This is a genomic window from Actinoplanes campanulatus, assembly GCF_014647795.1.
Classification (GTDB): domain Bacteria; phylum Actinomycetota; class Actinomycetes; order Mycobacteriales; family Micromonosporaceae; genus Actinoplanes; species Actinoplanes campanulatus.
Window position 1 is genome coordinate 136,700 of the sequence record NZ_BMPW01000015.1, and the last position, 14,817, is coordinate 151,516.

Genomic DNA, 14,817 nt, shown 5'->3' on the forward strand with positions numbered 1-14,817 from the left:
CCGCGCTCGGGCATCGCTCGTCCATCCCCAATGGACCGCCGTCAGTCGCCGCCGAGTCCCCCGTTCGGGGGACGTACCGCAATGGATGGTCAGATTCTCTTCTCATCGACGAACGCGGCCAGGCTGCCCAGCGTCTCGAACAGCTCGGCGGTCACCTCGTCGTCGTCGACGCTGATCCCGAACCGCTCCTCGATCCCCGCGACGATCTCCAGCACCGCCATCGAGTCGAGCTCGGGCAGGCTGCCCAGCAGAGGGGTGGCCGCGTCCAGCGTGGCGGCCCGGTCCTCGATGCCGAGCACCGAGACGAGCAGCGCCCGCACCTCGGCCAGGTTGTCCGCACTGGTGACACTCACGTGACTTTCCTTCCGGTTGTCGTTGCTCAGAGCAGCATCTCGGCGGGGGCCGGATGACCCAGGAACGCGGTCGGGCTCGCGGTGAGCCCGTACGCGCCGGCCTGGAACAGGACGATCAGGTCACCGACGCCGGCCCGGGGCAGCGACACGTCCTTGCCCAGCAGGTCCAGCGGGGTGCACAGGCAGCCCACCACGGTCACCGTCTCCTCCGGCTCGCCGTCGATCCGGGTGGCCACGCCGAGCGGATAGTTGCGCCGGATGACCTGGCCGAAGTTCCCGGACGCGGCCAGCTGATGGTGCAGGCCGCCGTCGACGACCAGGAACGTCGTGCCGCGTGACTCCTTGCGGTCGATCACGCGGGTCACGTACACCCCGGCCTCGCCGACGATGTAGCGCCCGAGCTCGATCGCGACCCGCGCCCGCGGCAGCCCGGCCCGGATCGGCCCGGCCACCAGCTCGGTGAGGTTGGCGCCGATCGCGGCGAGGTCCAGCGGCACGTCCCGGTCGTGGTACGGGATCCCGAAACCGCCGCCGAGGTTCAGGTACCGCACCGGCAGCGGCGACTCCCCGGCCAGCCGGACGGCCAGGTCGACGGTCCGCCGCTGGGCCTCGGCCAGGATGTCGGCGTGCAGGTTCTGCGAGCCGGCGAAGATGTGGAAGCCGAGGAAGTCGACGTCCGCCCGCTCCAGATCCTTCAGCAGCGCGGGCACCCGCTCGGCGTCCACGCCGAACTGCTGCGGGCCGCCGCCGAGCCGCATCCCGGAGCCCTTGACCGCGAAGTCCGGGTTGACGCGCACCGCGACCCGCGGCCGGATGCCGAGGACCCGGCCCAGCGCCGCGACCCGGTCCGCCTCGTTCTCCGACTCCATTTCGACGGTCACCCCGGCCGCGATCGCCGAACGCAGCTCGGCGTCGGTCTTGCCGGGACCGGCGAAGCTGATCCGCTCCGGCGGCACCGTGGTGTCCAGCGCGGTGCGCATCTCCAGCGCGGAGGCCACGTCGAGGCCGTCGACCAGGCCGGCGAGGTGCTGCACCACGGCGGGCATCGGGTTGGCCTTCACCGCGTAGCTCAGCTTCACCTCGGGCGGCAGGGTGGCCCGCAGCAGCCCGATGCGCTCGGTGAGCAGCCGCCGGTCGTACGCGAAGAAGGGTGTGCTGCCGGCTCTCTCGGCGAGCCGGTCGACGGGCACCCCGCCGACGGTGAGCCGGCCGACGTCCCGGCCGAAGGCAGCCGCCGTAGCGTGGTCGGTCACTGAGTCAGCTCCTGGCGGATCAGGTTGCGGTCGAACTTTCCGTTCGGCGAGCGGGGCAGCACCGGCCGCGCCACTATCGCCCGGGGGACCATGTAGAGCGGCAGCTCCCGTTTGAACACCGCGGTCAGGGCGGCGGTGTCCAGCTCGGCGCCGTCCGGTGGGCTGGCCACCAGGACCACCCGCTGCCCGAGCGTGTCGTCCGGCAGGCCGAGGGCGACGGCGTCGCGCACCAGGCCGCTGTCGTAGGCCACCTCTTCGACCTCGGTGGGGCTGACACGGTACCCGGACGTCTTGATCATGTCGTCGGCCCGGCCCACGAAGTAGAGGAAGCCCTCCTCGTCGCGGATCACCGTGTCACCGGAGAAGACCGCGATCTCGGGAACCAGTTCGCCCTCCCGGCCCGGCAGGGGACGGAAACGCTCGGCAGTGCGCTGCGGATCGTTCCAGTAGCCGAGGGCCACCAGCGCGCCCCGGTGCACCAGCTCCCCCTCCTCACCGGGGCCGGTGGGCGTGCCGTCCGGGCGCAGCACCAGGATCTCGGCGTTGGGGATGGCCTTGCCGATCGAGCCGGGGCGCCGGTCCACCTCGGCCGGGTCGAGGTAGGTGGAGCGGAACGCCTCGGTCAGCCCGTACATGAGGAACGGACGCGCGGCCGGGAAGTGCCCGCGCAGCCGCTCCAGCGTGGACTTCGGCATCCGGCCGCCGGTGTTGGCGAAGTACCGCAGCGCGCGGGTCGCCTCCTCCGGCCACTTCTGCTCGGCCAGTTGCAGCCAGAGCGGGGGCACGCAGGTCAGGCCGGTGACCTGGTGCCGGGCGCAGAGCCGGACGACGTCGCGGGCCAGCAGATAGTTCATCAGCACCACGTGCGCGCCGACGGTGAAGGCGGTGGTGAGCTGGCTGAACCCGGCGTCGAAGCTGAGCGGCAGGGCGGCCAGGAGCACGTCGCCGGGCCGGTTGTCCAGGTACCGGCTGACGCTGGCGCCGCCGGTGAGCAGGTTGCGGTGCGACAGCACCACGCCCTTGGGCCGGCCGGTGCTGCCCGAGGTGTAGAGGATGGCCGCCACGTCCACGTCCACGCCGCCCGGCAGCGGCGGCTCCGGCTCGCCGGCGACCAGGTCGGTCCAGGACTGGTCGCCGGCCAGCACCACCGTCTCGACCGACTTGACCTGCTCCAGCTCGTCGCGGATCAGCGCGTACCGCTCGGGGGTGGTGATCAGGATCCGGACCGAGCAGTCGGCCAGGATGTAGGCCACCTGCCGGGCTTTCAGCAGCGGGTTCACCGGTACGAACACGCCGCCGGCCGCGGACACGCCGAAGATCGCCTGGACCGCCTCGATCCGCTTCTCGGTCCAGACCGCCACCCGTTCGCCATCGGCCAGGCCGAGCCGGCGCAGGCCGCCGGCCACCCGGCGGACGTCGGCCCAGAGGCCGGCGTAGTCGAGGGTCTCGTCTCGGTAGGTCAGCGCGGGAGCGTCACCGCGCCGGGCGGCGGCCTCGGCGACGATGTCATGCAGTCGGGTGCGCATGGTGCGGTTGTGTCCTTGTCGTCGGTGTCCGGTGGACTCACCAGTTGAGGCTGACCAGCTCGCTGTAGAGGTAGTCGATGTCGTCCGGGCCCAGGCTCCCGCTGCGGAACATCTTGCGCCGGGGCGAGCCCAGCAGCCGCGACAGTGCGGGGCGCGGGCCGGTCACCCGCAGTTCGGCAAGGGTGAGCGGCACGCCGTGACGCAGCAGCAGGTGGCTGAACAGCCGGCGGCGCATCCGGCGGAACAGGGCGGGATCGCTGACCCACAGGATCGAGGCGAACAACGGCAGGCCCTTGCGCCGGTCCCGCCGGAAGATCACCAGGCACGACTCGCCGCCGTCGGTCAGCAACACGTGCCGGGCGGCGGGCGCGTCGGCGTGGTCCAGGTAGCGGGCCAGGGCGGGCCCGGTGAGCCCACGGCGGATGCGGTCCGGGTCGGCGGTGACCCGGCGGCGGCCCGGAACGGCCGGCCACGGCAGGTTGGGCACCAGGGCGGTCGCGGTGTCCAGAAGGGTGAAGCCGAGCCGGGTGTTGATCGGTACGACGTTGCCGCTCGGCGAGAGGTCGGTGAAGTGGTAACCGGGCTGGGCGAGCAGCGCCTTGAGGAGTCTCAGGCTGTGGAACCGGTGCTCCGGCAGCACACACCAGGCTCCGAGGTTGCAGAACCGCTCGGTGCGCCCGCCGATCTCCCGCTCCGAGTAGAAGGCGAGCAGCGCGCCGGCCACCGCCCCGTCCTCGTCGAGGAGCATCCTCCCGTGGTCGGGAGCGTCCACCTTCCACGGCACGTCGACGGCGCGGACCCAGTCCTCGACCGGGACGCGGTTGTTGAGATTGACGTGGAGGAACTCCGCGACCGTCCGGACGTCGTCGGCGGTGATGGGCACTACCCGAACACCCAAAACGGAATCCCCTTCAAGTTCGCGATCGCGCAGACCGTACCGCGCCGAAAGGCCGTCACACCCGGCTCTGGCGGATTCCCGTCAGAGCGCCGGAAGTCCGGCCATGATCCGTTACGGTGCACGGCGACCCGCGCGAAAACATGTCATCCCGTCCACACTCGACGGAACCCGCTGAACGGCCGGGAAATAGAGCCTGTCGGGCGCGAATAGGCGGCCCCCGGCGTGCCGCATTGCATTTACTCTTGTCTGTCACCGTGAACGAGCCGGTCAATGGACCATCCGAAGTGACATCGGAGGGAAGAACCGTCGTGAATCAGCAGCAGACGCCCGGCGGGCACCGCCGGCGCCGGCCCTGGATCGCCATCGCCGCCACGGCCGCCGCCGTCGTCGCCGCCACCGCGGGCGCCGCCGTCTACCGGTTCGCGCCCGGCGCGGAGCCGGCCACCACCGGCGCCGGCGAGCCCGCCGGGCCCCCGGCCGCCTCCGCCGGCGCCCCGTCCGTACCGGTGCCCGCACCGCCCAGCATGTCGCTCGGCCCGGCCACGACCGCCTCCGCCTCGGCCGGCGCCAAGGCGTCCGCGTCGCCCAGCCGGTCGACGGCCCGCCCGGCCGGCGGTGGTGGGAGCTGCGCACTGCCGGCCTACCCGACGGAGTCGTGCGCCGGAGTGCCCGCCGGATGGGCGCCGAAGAAGACCGTCGAGGGCGACCTGAAGATCAGCAAGGCCGGCACCACGATCGAGAACTACCTGGTCAAGGGCAGTATCACGGTGCAGGCGGACAACGTCACCATCCGCAACAGCCGGGTCTACGGCCAGATCAACAACTTCGTCGGCGACCGCATCTACGGGCCGCTCACCATGATCGGGCTGGAGGCGGTCAACCCGCCCGGCCAGGAGTTCACCACCAACGGCGAGTTCGCCATCGGCACCGCCGACTTCACCTGCCGGCGTTGCAAGGTCATCAACCGGATCGAGGGCTTCCGGGCCGGCGGCAGCAGCAGCGCGGGCGCCGGGCCGATCGTCATCGAGGACTCGTTCGTCCAGCTCGCCGTCCCGCCCGGCCTGTGCGCCAGCGAGGACCCGCACGGCGACGGCGTGCAGGGCTACGGAGGCCCGCACATCACCCTGCGGCACAACACCATCGACCAGCGGCAGGACGACTGCCCCACCGCTCCGATCTTCATCCCGGACGGCCAGGGCAACAACGGCGGGGTGGTCGACGACAACCTGCTGGCCGGCGGTGGGTACGCGCTGCGGCTGGGCGGTGGCCAGTTCTCCTCGGTGACCGGCAACAAGATCGTTCAGGGCACGGCGGCGTACGGCCCGGTCGAGGTCACCTGCAGCGAGATCGGCGAGTGGGGCGGCAACGCGGTCGTCACCTACGACTGGGCGACCGGCCGGATCAAGAAGGAGACCAAGAAGATCACCGAGTGCGGCTGAGCCGCCCTCACCCCAGGATGCGGCGCACCGTGGAGGTCCGGACGGTGCGCCGCGGATGGGTGAAGCGCCACACCGCCCCGCACAGGCCGGACAGTGCGGCCAGGGTGAAGGCGAAGGTGGTGAACCCGAGCGAGTCGAAGGTGCCGCCGACCACGATGGCCAGCACCTGCGTGGCGATCAGGGCCGCACAGAGATGCCGGTCCTCCTCCGACTGCGAGCGGCGCAGCGCGACCGACGCCAGCACGATGCAGGTGAGGTGCAGCGCGGCCAGCGCCAGGACACCGATGATCCCGCAGGTCACCAGGGTGTAGAGCCACTGGTTGTCGAGGATGATGTAGAGGTCCGGGATCAGCGTGCCCGGGCCCCGGCCCAGCCAGGGGCGCTGGGAGAACCAGTGGGCGATGTACTCGTAGTCCTTGGTGCGCCCCTCGATGCTGGGGTCCGCCTCCACCCACAGGAACATCGACTTGAGGGTGCCGAGCAGGCCCGGGCGGACCACACTCATCGCGCCCATCACGGCGATGCTGATCACCGCCAGGTTGTAGCGGACCCGCCAGTTCCACGCGGTGATGAACATGACCAGGAAGGCGACGCCGAGCGCCACCACGCCGGTCCGCGAGATCGCGATCGGGATCGCCACCGCGATGACCAGCGTCAGCGCGCCGAACATGATCCGGCTGCGCCGGCTCTTCGCGAAGCGGGCGAAGTGCAGACCGAAGGGTACGGCCATGGCCAGGACCGTACTGAACTCGATGTAGTGGGTCGCGGTGCCGGCGACCCGGAAGAGGCCGTCACCACGCTTCTGGAAGTCGGCCAGATCCGACTTGAGCTCCAGGCCGGGCACCACGAGGTGCTGGGCGACGTCGTACTCGAACAGCGACTGGATGAGCCCGACCAGCGACATGAACGCGGCCGCCCAGACGAACACCTGAATGATCTTGCGAAGCCGGGCCCAGTTGGCGATCCCGTCGGCCGCCATCAGCACCAGCCCGAGGAACTGGAACGTGATCAGCAACGTGAAGGTCTGCCCGTTCGCCTCCAGGGTGGGCAGGCCTCGCAGCATCCCGGCGAGGCACGACGCCAGGATCGACATCAGGTAGAACAGGCAGGCCCAGCGCAACGGCTGCGGCCCGATCATCAGCAGTTGCGGGCTCAGGCGCGCCAGGACCCACCAGGCGAACAGCGCCAGCGCCAGCAGCAGCGCGGGCCGGCCGGCGAAGGTCAGCGCCGGCACGATCAGGGTGGCCGGCAGCCCGTAGAGCAGGCAGAACAGCAGGCAGATGACCCCGGCCACGTCCAGTCGCACCCGCAGACGGCGGGATGTGTACGTGCCCGGCGCGATCAGGGACGGCTCGAGATCGACCGGATGGTGCAGTGTCGGCGCCGCCATGGCCGGCCGGCTCAGGAACGGTGCGACGGGTGCGACACCGGCAGCACGACGGTGGAGTCCACCGGCGCGTCCGGCACGGCCCGGTGGCCCGGCGCGCTCCGCTTACGGGCCTCCCCGTTGCGCTGCTCCTCGGACCGGCGCTCGCCGGCGTAGACGTTGTTGCGCGGGGGCTGGGCCGGCGGCTGCGGTCGGATGACCTGGGTCCGCTCGGACGAGGAGGACGCCGGCTCCGACGGGGTGGGCTCGGCGTCGGCCGGCGTGCCCGAGGAGCCGTCACGGCGGCTCGCGCGGCGGCGCAGCCAGTAGTCCAGCGCGATGGTGGACGCGGTCGTCAGCAGCACGCCGAGGCCGGCCGCCACGATGAGCACCCGCTTGCGGGTGCCGCTGTCCACTTCGGGCGCGCTGCCGTCGTTGATCACCAGGGTGGAGATGGTGTCCTCGGCGAGCGTGCCGTACTGCTTCTGCTTGGCCTCGATGTCGTCCTGGAGCAGCTTGATGATCTTCTGCACGGTGCCGGAGGCCTGCTCCCGGCTGTCCCCGACGACCTCGATCTCGAAGAGCGGGGTGCGCTCGTTGAGGACCACGGTGATGCTGTCCGAATAGCCCTCGGCGGCCAGCTTCTCCAGCGTCGTCGTGTTGGTGACGGTGAGGGCGGCCGCGTTGCCCAGGGCCGCGTAACCCAGGTCGAGCCACGGGTTCGCCGGCCGGGGCTTGGCGTTCGGGTTCGGCGCCTTGCCGGTGCTGGGCGCCGGGATCAGCTGCATGTAGCCCATGGCCTTGTAGTCGGGGGCCACCGTCTGGGCGGCACCGGCCACCACCGCGACCGAGGCCAGCAGCATCGGCACGGCGAAATACCACCGGCGGAGCAGCAGCCTGGTCAGGTCCCAGAGGTCCACGGTTTCCCTCTCGTCATCGGGTCGAATCGCCGACCTGTCACGACACGGATCCGCGAGACGGCAGCAGTGTCCAAGTTTCCACCGCATCCCCGATCTTAGGCAACCGGCCGGACGGCTCCCATCGAACATGAACCCGAGGCCTTGTCATAAAGCTGACAAACCGTTTCGCATTTCCCGAAGATCCACAAGGGATCCTCCCAAATCGGCGTATTCGCTGGCAGTCGCCGGTCCATCATGTACGGACAATCCCTGGGATGTCGGCTGACGTACGTCGTACCCGATTTCTGAACTGATGTCGGTCTATGGGTTACCGCCGGTGAAAGGATGACTCAGCCCCGGCCGGACAGCCGGTTGCTCCGCCGAGCGTCCACTTGGCACTGTCGTCCGCGGACTTCGAAGGAGACGAACGCGTCGATGGCTCGAAACCCGCACATCACCATCCTCATCGCCAATCTGCCGGCCGAGCGCGACCGCCGGGTGATCCGTGAGTGCCTGACCCTGGAGGCCGCGGGATTCGAGGTGACCGTCATCGCGCCACGCGGTGACAGGAGCCTGCGCGTGCTGCCGGGCAGTCGGAACACCCGGCTCCGGCCGTACCCGGTGAAGGTCTACGGCAGTGGCGTGCTGACCTTCGCCGTCGAGTTCGCCTGGTCCTTCCTCTGCATCGCGGTCCGCCTGATCGGCGAGATCCTGGCCGGGCGCGCGCACGCCGTCCAGGTCTGCAACCCGCCGGACGTCTACTGGCCGCTCGCCCTGCTGCTGCGTGCCCTCGGCCGGCCGTGGGTCTTCGACCACCACGACCTGTGCCCGGAGGTCTACGCGTCCCGGGTGGGCAGCGACGGCATCGCCCGGGAGCCCAACCGGTGGGTCACCCGGATCCTGGTCGCGATGGAGTGGCTCACCCTGCGCACGGCGACCGAGGTGGTCGCCACCAACGAGTCGTTCAAGGACAACGCGGTCCGCCGCGGCGTCCGGCCGGAGAAGGTGACCGTCGTCCGCAACGGCCCGGCCGGCCGCGAGATCACCGGCGAACCCGACGAGGTCACCCCCGCCGACGGCGTGCTGAACGTCGTCTACCTCGGTGTCTTCGGCCCCCAGGACAACGTCGAGGGCGTCGTGCTGGCCGCCGCGGAGCTGGCCCGCAAGCGGGGCCGCACCGGCTGGCGGATGATCCTGGCCGGTGACGGCGAGAGCATGCCGTCGGTGCGCCGCCTCGCCGCCGAGCGCAAGGTCGAGGACGTGGTCGAGTTCACCGGCTGGCTCGACGGCCCGGCCGTCGACGAGCTGCTGCGCGACGCGGTCATCGCGGTCCAGCCGGACCTGCCGACCCGGATGAACGACCTGTCGACCATGGCGAAGACCGTCGAGTACGTGGGCCGCGGGCTTCCGGTGATCGCGGCCGACCTGACCGAGACCCGCCGCACCCTCGGTGACGCCGGCGTCTACGTGCCGACCGGCGCCCCCGAGGAGTTCGCCGAGGCCATCGACGAGCTGCTCGACGATCCCGCGCGGCGGCAGCGGATGCGCAAACTGGGCCGCGAGCGGTTCCTGAGCCTGCTGTCCTGGGAGCACCAGGCCGGGCCGTACGCCGCGGTCTTCCAGCGGCTGCTCGCCAAGCGCCTGCCGCCGCCCACGACCGGCGCCCGGATCCCCCGGCAGCGCGCCGGCAGCACCGAACCGGCCCCGGAGAAGCAGGGATGACCAGCATCGTCATCGCCGCGCACAACGAGGCGGCGGTGATCGGGCGCTGCCTGGACGCGCTGCTGAGCGACGCGCGGCCCGGCGAGTTCGACATCACCGTGGTCGCCAACGGGTGCACCGACGACACCGTCGCGGTCGCCCGGAGCCGCCCGGGCGTCCGCGTCATCGACCTGGCGACCGCCGGGAAGTCCCCGGCCCTCAACGCCGGTGACGAGGCCGCCGCCGGGTTCCCGCGCATCTACCTGGACGCCGACGTGGTGCTGACCACCGCCGCGGTGCGATCGCTCACCGCGGCCCTGGAGAGCGCGCCGGCCGCCACGGTCGGCCGGGAGCTTGACGTCTCCGGGCGGCCGCTGCCGGTGCGCGCGTACTACGCGATCCACGGGCGGATGCCGGTGCTGCGCGACGGCCTGTTCGGGCGGGGCGTGGTGGCGCTGTCGGAGACGGGGCGGGCCCGGTTCGGCCGGTTCCCCGACCTGGTCGCCGACGACCTCTTCCTCGACTCGCAGTTCGCCCGCGAGGAGAAGGCGCACGTCACGGCGTACACCTCGAAGGTCGCCACCCCGCGCCGCACCGGCGACCTGATCCGCCGCCTGGTCCGTGTCCGCGGCGGCAACGCCGCGATGCGCGCGGCGGCGGCCCGTGGCGAGGTCGCCGTGCCGGTCCGGTCCGCGGACCGGTCCTCCTGGCTGCGCGACGTCGTCCTGCCGCGGCCGTGGCTGGCTCCCGCGGCGCTCTGCTACGTGGCGATCACCGTGCTGGCGGCGGTCGCCGCGAAACGGGCCGGTGACGGTGGCGCCGCATGGGGCCGCGACGAATCCTCCCGGCAATCCGACTCCTAGGGAATCATGGCTAACGACTCGGTCATCAACGTCTGCTTCCACGGCATCGGCGCCCCGCAGCGGGAGCTCGAGCCCGGTGAGGACCGGTACTGGATCAGCGAGGAACTGTTCGGCGCCGTCCTCGACGAGATCCGCGACTGGCCCGGCCTGCGGATCAGCTTCGACGACAGCAACACCTCGGATGTCGGGATCGGCCTGCCCGCGCTGCTCCGGCGTGGCCTGACCGCCGACTTCTTCGTCCTCGCCGGCCGGCTCGACAGTCCCGGCAGCCTCGGCCCGGAGGAGGTCCGGCTGCTGCACCGCAGCGGCATGACCGTCGGCACGCACGGCATGCGGCACATTCCGTGGCGGGGCCTGGGTCCGGCCGCGTCCGACGAGGAGCTGGTCACCGCCCGCGAGCGCCTCACCGAGGTGGTCGGCGCCGACGTGTCGACGGCGGCGTGCCCGCTCGGCCGGTACGACCGCACGCTTCTCATCCGCATGCGGCGCCTCGGTTACACCCGCGTCTTCACCAGCGACCGCCGCCCGGCCCGTGCCACGCAGTGGCTGCAGCCCCGCTACACGGTCCGCAACGACGACACCCCGGGCTCCCTGCGCACCGAGGCGCTCCAGGGCCCGTCCCCGATGTCCCGTCTCAAGCTGGAGACCGTCGGTGTGATCAAACGGCTACGCTGACGCGCGGCCGTGGACGGTGTGCGGGCCCGGGGTCTCCCGGAGCCGGGCCGGGCTCACCAGAGAGCGGACCGCGCGCCGGCTGGGCGCCTTGCCGAGCACCGCACGGCTGCTCTCCCGCAGCAGCAACGCCGCCCAGAAGGCCACCGCGAGCAGCCGGTTGTGGCGGCGGCGGTAGAGACGCACCCGGTTGACGCTGAGCAGCGCCCACAGCGCGGGTGAGACCCGCGAGTCGCCCTCCAGGTGGACGGCGTGGACCGCCGGGGTGAACCGGGTGACGAAGCCCGCGTCGCGGGCGCGCAGTGCGAAGTCGGTCTCCTCGGAGTAGAGGAAGAACGACTCGTCCCAGGGCGCGATCGCCTGCCAGCACTCCGCGCTGATCAGCATGGTGGAGCCCTCGGCCCAGTCGGTGACCGTCTCGGCCCGGTAGCGCCGCGGGTCGGTGACGACCTCGCCGAGGGCCGGGATCCGGCCGGCCCGGCCGGCGCCGAGGAACGCGTCGCCGAGGATGCGGCGCACCGCCGGCTCGCGGCGCATGGTCTCGATGAGCTCGCCGTCGCCGTCGAGCAGCAGGGGTACGGCGATGCCGGTCCCCTCGGTGCGCAGGACGCCGAGCAGGCCCCGGATGCAGCCGGGGGTCAGCCGGACGTCGGGGTTGAGCACGAGCACCGCGGTGAACGGGCCGGACTTGGCGACGGCGGCGTTGATGCCGGCCGCGTAGCCGGCGTTACGGCCCATCTCGACGACGGTGGCGTCCGGCGCCAGCCGCCGCAGCGTGTCCACCGTGTCGTCGGCCGAGTCGTTGTCGGCGACGGTCAGGTGCCAGTCGACACCGTCGAGGCCGGGCCCGAGCGAGGAGAGCAGGTCGGCGAGCAGGCGCTCGCTGTTGTACGTGACGACGACGACCGCGACCGTCTCCGTGCTGTTCACCTACGGTGCTCCTTTTCGAGGGGTGCCACGGTGGGCCGGCCGAGCGCCCGGTACTCCCAGCCGGCGGACCGCCAGCCGGCCGGGTCGAGCGCGTGCCGCCCGTCGACGATCTTGCGGTGGCGGACCACGGCGGCCATCGCGGACGGCGCGATCTCGCGGAACTCGTTCCATTCGGTCAGCAGCACCACGACGTCGGCGCCGCGGGCCGCGTCCAGGGCGCTGGTCGAATACTCCAGGTCGGGGTGCGCGCGCCGGGCGCTCTCCAGGGCGGCGGGGTCGTAGACGACCACCGTGGCGCCGGCGGCCCGCAGCCGCTCGGCCACGTCGAGGGCGGGCGCGTCGCGGATGTCGTCGGAGTTCGGCTTGAACGCGGCGCCCAGCGCGGCCACCCGTTTGCCGGCCACGTCACCGCCGCAGATCTCCACGACCAGATCCACGGTACGGGCGCGCCGTCGCCGGTTGATGCCGTCGATCTCGCGCAGGAACCCGACCGCCTGGCCGACCCCGAGCTCCTCGGCCCGGTACGCGAACGCCCGGATGTCCTTGGGCAGGCAGCCGCCGCCGAACCCGAGCCCGGGCCGCAGGAACCGGCCGCCGATCCGGTCGTCGTAGGCCAGCGCCTCGGCCAGGTCGTGCACGTCGGCGCCGGTGGCCTCGCAGATCTCGGCCATCGCGTTGATGTAGGAGATCTTGGTGGCCAGGAACGAGTTGGCCGCCACCTTCACCAGCTCGGCGGTCTGGAGGTCCGTCACCTTCACCGGCACGTCCTGGGCGAGCACCGGCTCGAAGGCGTCGCGCAGGCGCTCTTCGGCCCACGCCGAGGTGACCCCGAAGACGAGCCGGTCGGGCCGCATCGTGTCGTCGACGGCGAAGCCCTCGCGCAGGAACTCCGGGTTCCACGCCAGTTCCGCCCCGTTTCCGGCCGGGGCCAGCTCGCGCAGCATCCCGGCGAGGCGGGCCGCCGTGCCGACCGGGACGGTGGACTTGCCGACCACCAGGGCGCGGCGGCGCAGGTAGGGCGCGAGCACGGTGACGGCCGCGTCCACGTACGTCAGATCGGCGGCCTCGGAATCCGCCTGCTGGGGCGTGCCCACGCAGATGAAATGCACGTCGCCGAAGTCGCCGGCCTCGGCGAACGAGGTGGTGAACCGCAGCCGGCCGGAGTCCAGCGCCTTGGTGAGCAGCTCGGGCAGGCCGGGCTCGAAGAACGGCACCTGGCCGGAGGCCAGCTTCTCGATCTTGGAGGTGTCGACGTCGACGCCGAGGACCTCGTGGCCCATGACGGCCATGCAGATGGCGTGGGTGGCGCCGAGATAGCCGGTGCCGATGACGGTGAGCCTCATCAGTACGCCCCCGAACTGCGCACCACCGCGCTCACGGTACGGAAGAGGATGGCCAGATCCATGGCGAGCGACCAGTTCTCGACGTAGGTGAGGTCGAGCCGGATGGACTCCTCCCAGGACAGGTCGGACCGTCCGGAGACCTGCCACAGGCCGGTGAGGCCGGGCTTCACCACCAGCCGGCGGCGCATGTCGGCCGGGTAGTCGGCGACCTCCTTGGCCAGCGGCGGGCGTGGGCCGACCAGCGACATGTCGCCCTTCACCACGTTCAGCAGCTGGGGCAGCTCGTCGACGGAGAACCGGCGCAGCCAGCGGCCGATCGGCGTGATCCGCGGGTCCTGCCGCATCTTGAACAGCGCGCCGTCGGTGTCGTTGAGGTCGCCCAGTTCGAAGAGGCGGGCCTCGGCGTCGACCTGCATGGTGCGGAACTTGTACAGCGTGAACAGGCGGCCGTCCTTGCCGACCCGCTCCTGCTTGAAGATGGCCGGGCCGCGGCCGCCGGGCAGGAACCGGACCAGGGCGGCGACCGTCGCCAGCACCGGCGAGGCGAGCAACAGCAGCAGCATGGCGCCGACCCGGTCGAAGATCTCCTTGACCGCGCGGGCGCTGCCCTTGAGCCGTGGGTGCTCGACGTGCAGCATCGGCAGGCCGTCGACCGGGCGGATGGTGGTGCGGTCGCCGGCCACGTCGACCAGGGTGCTGGCCACGATGAGGTCGACGTCGTCGCGCTCCAGCTGCCAGGCGAGGCGGCGCAGCGCGGGCCCGTCGATCTCCGGGCAGGACAGCACGATGACGGTGTCGGCGTCGGAGCGGGCGACCGCCGTGGCGACGTCGTCGAACGTCCCGTACAGCGGGGGCAGGCCCGGGGTGGCGGCGGTGCGGGCCGGGCCGGGCGGCAGGCAGGCGCCGATCACGCCGAGGCCGTGGTAGCGCTCGCGGCTCAGCCGGCGGGTCATGTCGATGACGGCCCGCTCGTGGCCGACCAGCACCACCCGGTTGAGATGCCGGCCGCGGGCCCAGGACCGGTGCAGGCGCTGCCGGTAGATGTAGCGGGCGCCGAGGTCGACCAGGATGGCGAGCGGCATCGCGATGCTCACATAACCGCGAGCCAAACGCAGATCGAACGCGAAGGAGACAATGGCCAGAGCGGCGGTCAACGCCAATCCGGCGCGAAATACCCGGGCGTACTCCTCGGTGCCCACGAAGAGGTGACGGGGCTCGTACGCTCTGTTGATCGCGAGACACGCGACCCATGCGATCGGTAATAGCAGGGTCAACAGCAGGTAATCACGCTGGTGCGGATCGACCCCGGCGGCACCGAACCGCAGCAGCAGCGCCCAGGAGGCGGCGCTGAGGCCGACGCCGAAGTCGATGAGGTAGAGGGTCCAGGCATACCGGCCCTGCCATCCGCTGCGGGCCGCACTGGCCTTGGAGCGGGCCTTGAGCTGCGAAGCCGTCGCTGCGAGGTCGACGGTCTCCACGGATTCAATTGTCTGCACGCCTTGCCCCCACACTGCGTTGGACTCATGATCCACTAATCCGGGGGGCTCGGGCGCCCCGGAATCATCCCATGGATG

General features: G+C 71.6%; 13 protein-coding genes. 4 read left to right on the forward strand and 9 right to left on the reverse strand.

What is annotated here, in order from left to right; genetic code table 11:
* Positions 1 to 89 precede the first annotated feature (89 nt).
* The 4 genes from IEZ13_RS27385 to IEZ13_RS27400 are packed head-to-tail and all read right to left on the reverse strand — an operon-like array spanning position 90 to position 4,015.
* Positions 90 to 353, reverse strand: a complete 264-nt coding sequence (locus IEZ13_RS27385; RefSeq protein ID WP_203833878.1) for a phosphopantetheine-binding protein — start codon at positions 351 to 353, stop codon at positions 90 to 92.
* A 26-nt stretch (positions 354 to 379) separates the two neighbouring features.
* Positions 380 to 1,606, reverse strand: a complete 1,227-nt coding sequence (locus IEZ13_RS27390; protein WP_183218151.1) for a pyridoxal-dependent decarboxylase, exosortase A system-associated — start codon at positions 1,604 to 1,606, stop codon at positions 380 to 382.
* A complete protein-coding gene (locus tag IEZ13_RS27395; RefSeq protein ID WP_183218149.1) occupies positions 1,603 to 3,132 on the reverse strand; it encodes an acyl-CoA ligase (AMP-forming), exosortase A system-associated in 1,530 nt (509 codons plus the stop codon). Before IEZ13_RS27395 ends, IEZ13_RS27390 begins: the two co-directional genes overlap by 4 nt.
* A gap of 37 nt (positions 3,133 to 3,169) precedes the next feature.
* Entirely contained in the window at positions 3,170 to 4,015 is an 846-nt protein-coding gene (locus IEZ13_RS27400) for a hypothetical protein (RefSeq protein WP_203833879.1), read from the reverse strand.
* A gap of 323 nt (positions 4,016 to 4,338) precedes the next feature.
* Between IEZ13_RS27400 and IEZ13_RS27405 the strand changes: the two genes are divergently transcribed.
* Positions 4,339 to 5,469: a hypothetical protein gene (locus IEZ13_RS27405; protein WP_183218145.1), complete on the forward strand. Its 1,131-nt coding sequence runs from the start codon at positions 4,339 to 4,341 to the stop codon at positions 5,467 to 5,469.
* Between the two features lie 7 nt (positions 5,470 to 5,476).
* Here IEZ13_RS27405 and IEZ13_RS27410 read toward each other — a convergent pair whose 3' ends face one another.
* Positions 5,477 to 6,859, reverse strand: coding sequence for an O-antigen ligase family protein (locus IEZ13_RS27410; RefSeq protein ID WP_183218143.1), 1,383 nt, complete (start codon positions 6,857 to 6,859; stop codon positions 5,477 to 5,479).
* A gap of 11 nt (positions 6,860 to 6,870) precedes the next feature.
* Complete coding sequence (locus IEZ13_RS27415; RefSeq protein WP_183218141.1) at positions 6,871 to 7,755, reverse strand: hypothetical protein; 885 nt, start codon at positions 7,753 to 7,755, stop codon at positions 6,871 to 6,873.
* A gap of 414 nt (positions 7,756 to 8,169) precedes the next feature.
* On the opposite strand from IEZ13_RS27415, the gene IEZ13_RS27420 reads away from it, so the two are divergent.
* The 3 genes from IEZ13_RS27420 to IEZ13_RS27430 are packed head-to-tail and all read left to right on the forward strand — an operon-like array spanning position 8,170 to position 10,973.
* Positions 8,170 to 9,456 carry a glycosyltransferase family 4 protein gene (locus tag IEZ13_RS27420; RefSeq protein ID WP_183218139.1) on the forward strand — a complete coding sequence of 429 codons (1,287 nt, stop codon included), beginning with the start codon at positions 8,170 to 8,172 and terminating at the stop codon, positions 9,454 to 9,456.
* Positions 9,453 to 10,298 (forward strand): glycosyltransferase, encoded by an 846-nt coding sequence (locus tag IEZ13_RS27425; protein WP_183218137.1) that lies wholly within the window; start codon positions 9,453 to 9,455, stop codon positions 10,296 to 10,298. The genes IEZ13_RS27420 and IEZ13_RS27425 overlap by 4 nt, the downstream gene beginning before the upstream one ends.
* 6 nt (positions 10,299 to 10,304) lie before the next feature.
* A complete protein-coding gene (locus tag IEZ13_RS27430; protein ID WP_183218135.1) occupies positions 10,305 to 10,973 on the forward strand; it encodes a polysaccharide deacetylase family protein in 669 nt (222 codons plus the stop codon).
* Here the strand turns inward: IEZ13_RS27430 and IEZ13_RS27435 are convergent.
* Genes IEZ13_RS27435 through IEZ13_RS27445 form a run of 3 tightly spaced genes read right to left on the reverse strand, consistent with a single transcriptional unit; the run spans position 10,965 to position 14,721 of the window.
* Positions 10,965 to 11,900, reverse strand: coding sequence for a glycosyltransferase (locus tag IEZ13_RS27435; RefSeq protein ID WP_183218133.1), 936 nt, complete (start codon positions 11,898 to 11,900; stop codon positions 10,965 to 10,967). The genes IEZ13_RS27430 and IEZ13_RS27435 overlap by 9 nt on opposite strands.
* Positions 11,897 to 13,318 carry a UDP-glucose dehydrogenase family protein gene (locus IEZ13_RS27440; RefSeq protein ID WP_373293054.1) on the reverse strand — a complete coding sequence of 474 codons (1,422 nt, stop codon included), beginning with the start codon at positions 13,316 to 13,318 and terminating at the stop codon, positions 11,897 to 11,899. Before IEZ13_RS27440 ends, IEZ13_RS27435 begins: the two co-directional genes overlap by 4 nt.
* A complete protein-coding gene (locus tag IEZ13_RS27445) occupies positions 13,243 to 14,721 on the reverse strand; it encodes a sugar transferase (RefSeq protein ID WP_229795088.1) in 1,479 nt (492 codons plus the stop codon). The genes IEZ13_RS27440 and IEZ13_RS27445 overlap by 76 nt, the downstream gene beginning before the upstream one ends.
* Positions 14,722 to 14,817 lie beyond the last annotated feature (96 nt).

Coding starts and splice junctions, on each gene's coding strand:
- IEZ13_RS27395 (WP_183218149.1), bottom strand. CDS start 3,132: ATGCGCACCCGACTGCATGACATCGTCGCCGAGGCCGCCGCCCGGCGC.
- IEZ13_RS27410 (WP_183218143.1), bottom strand. CDS start 6,859: ATGGCGGCGCCGACACTGCACCATCCGGTCGATCTCGAGCCGTCCCTG.
- IEZ13_RS27420 (WP_183218139.1), top strand. CDS start 8,170: ATGGCTCGAAACCCGCACATCACCATCCTCATCGCCAATCTGCCGGCC.
- IEZ13_RS27425 (WP_183218137.1), top strand. CDS start 9,453: ATGACCAGCATCGTCATCGCCGCGCACAACGAGGCGGCGGTGATCGGG.
- IEZ13_RS27430 (WP_183218135.1), top strand. CDS start 10,305: ATGGCTAACGACTCGGTCATCAACGTCTGCTTCCACGGCATCGGCGCC.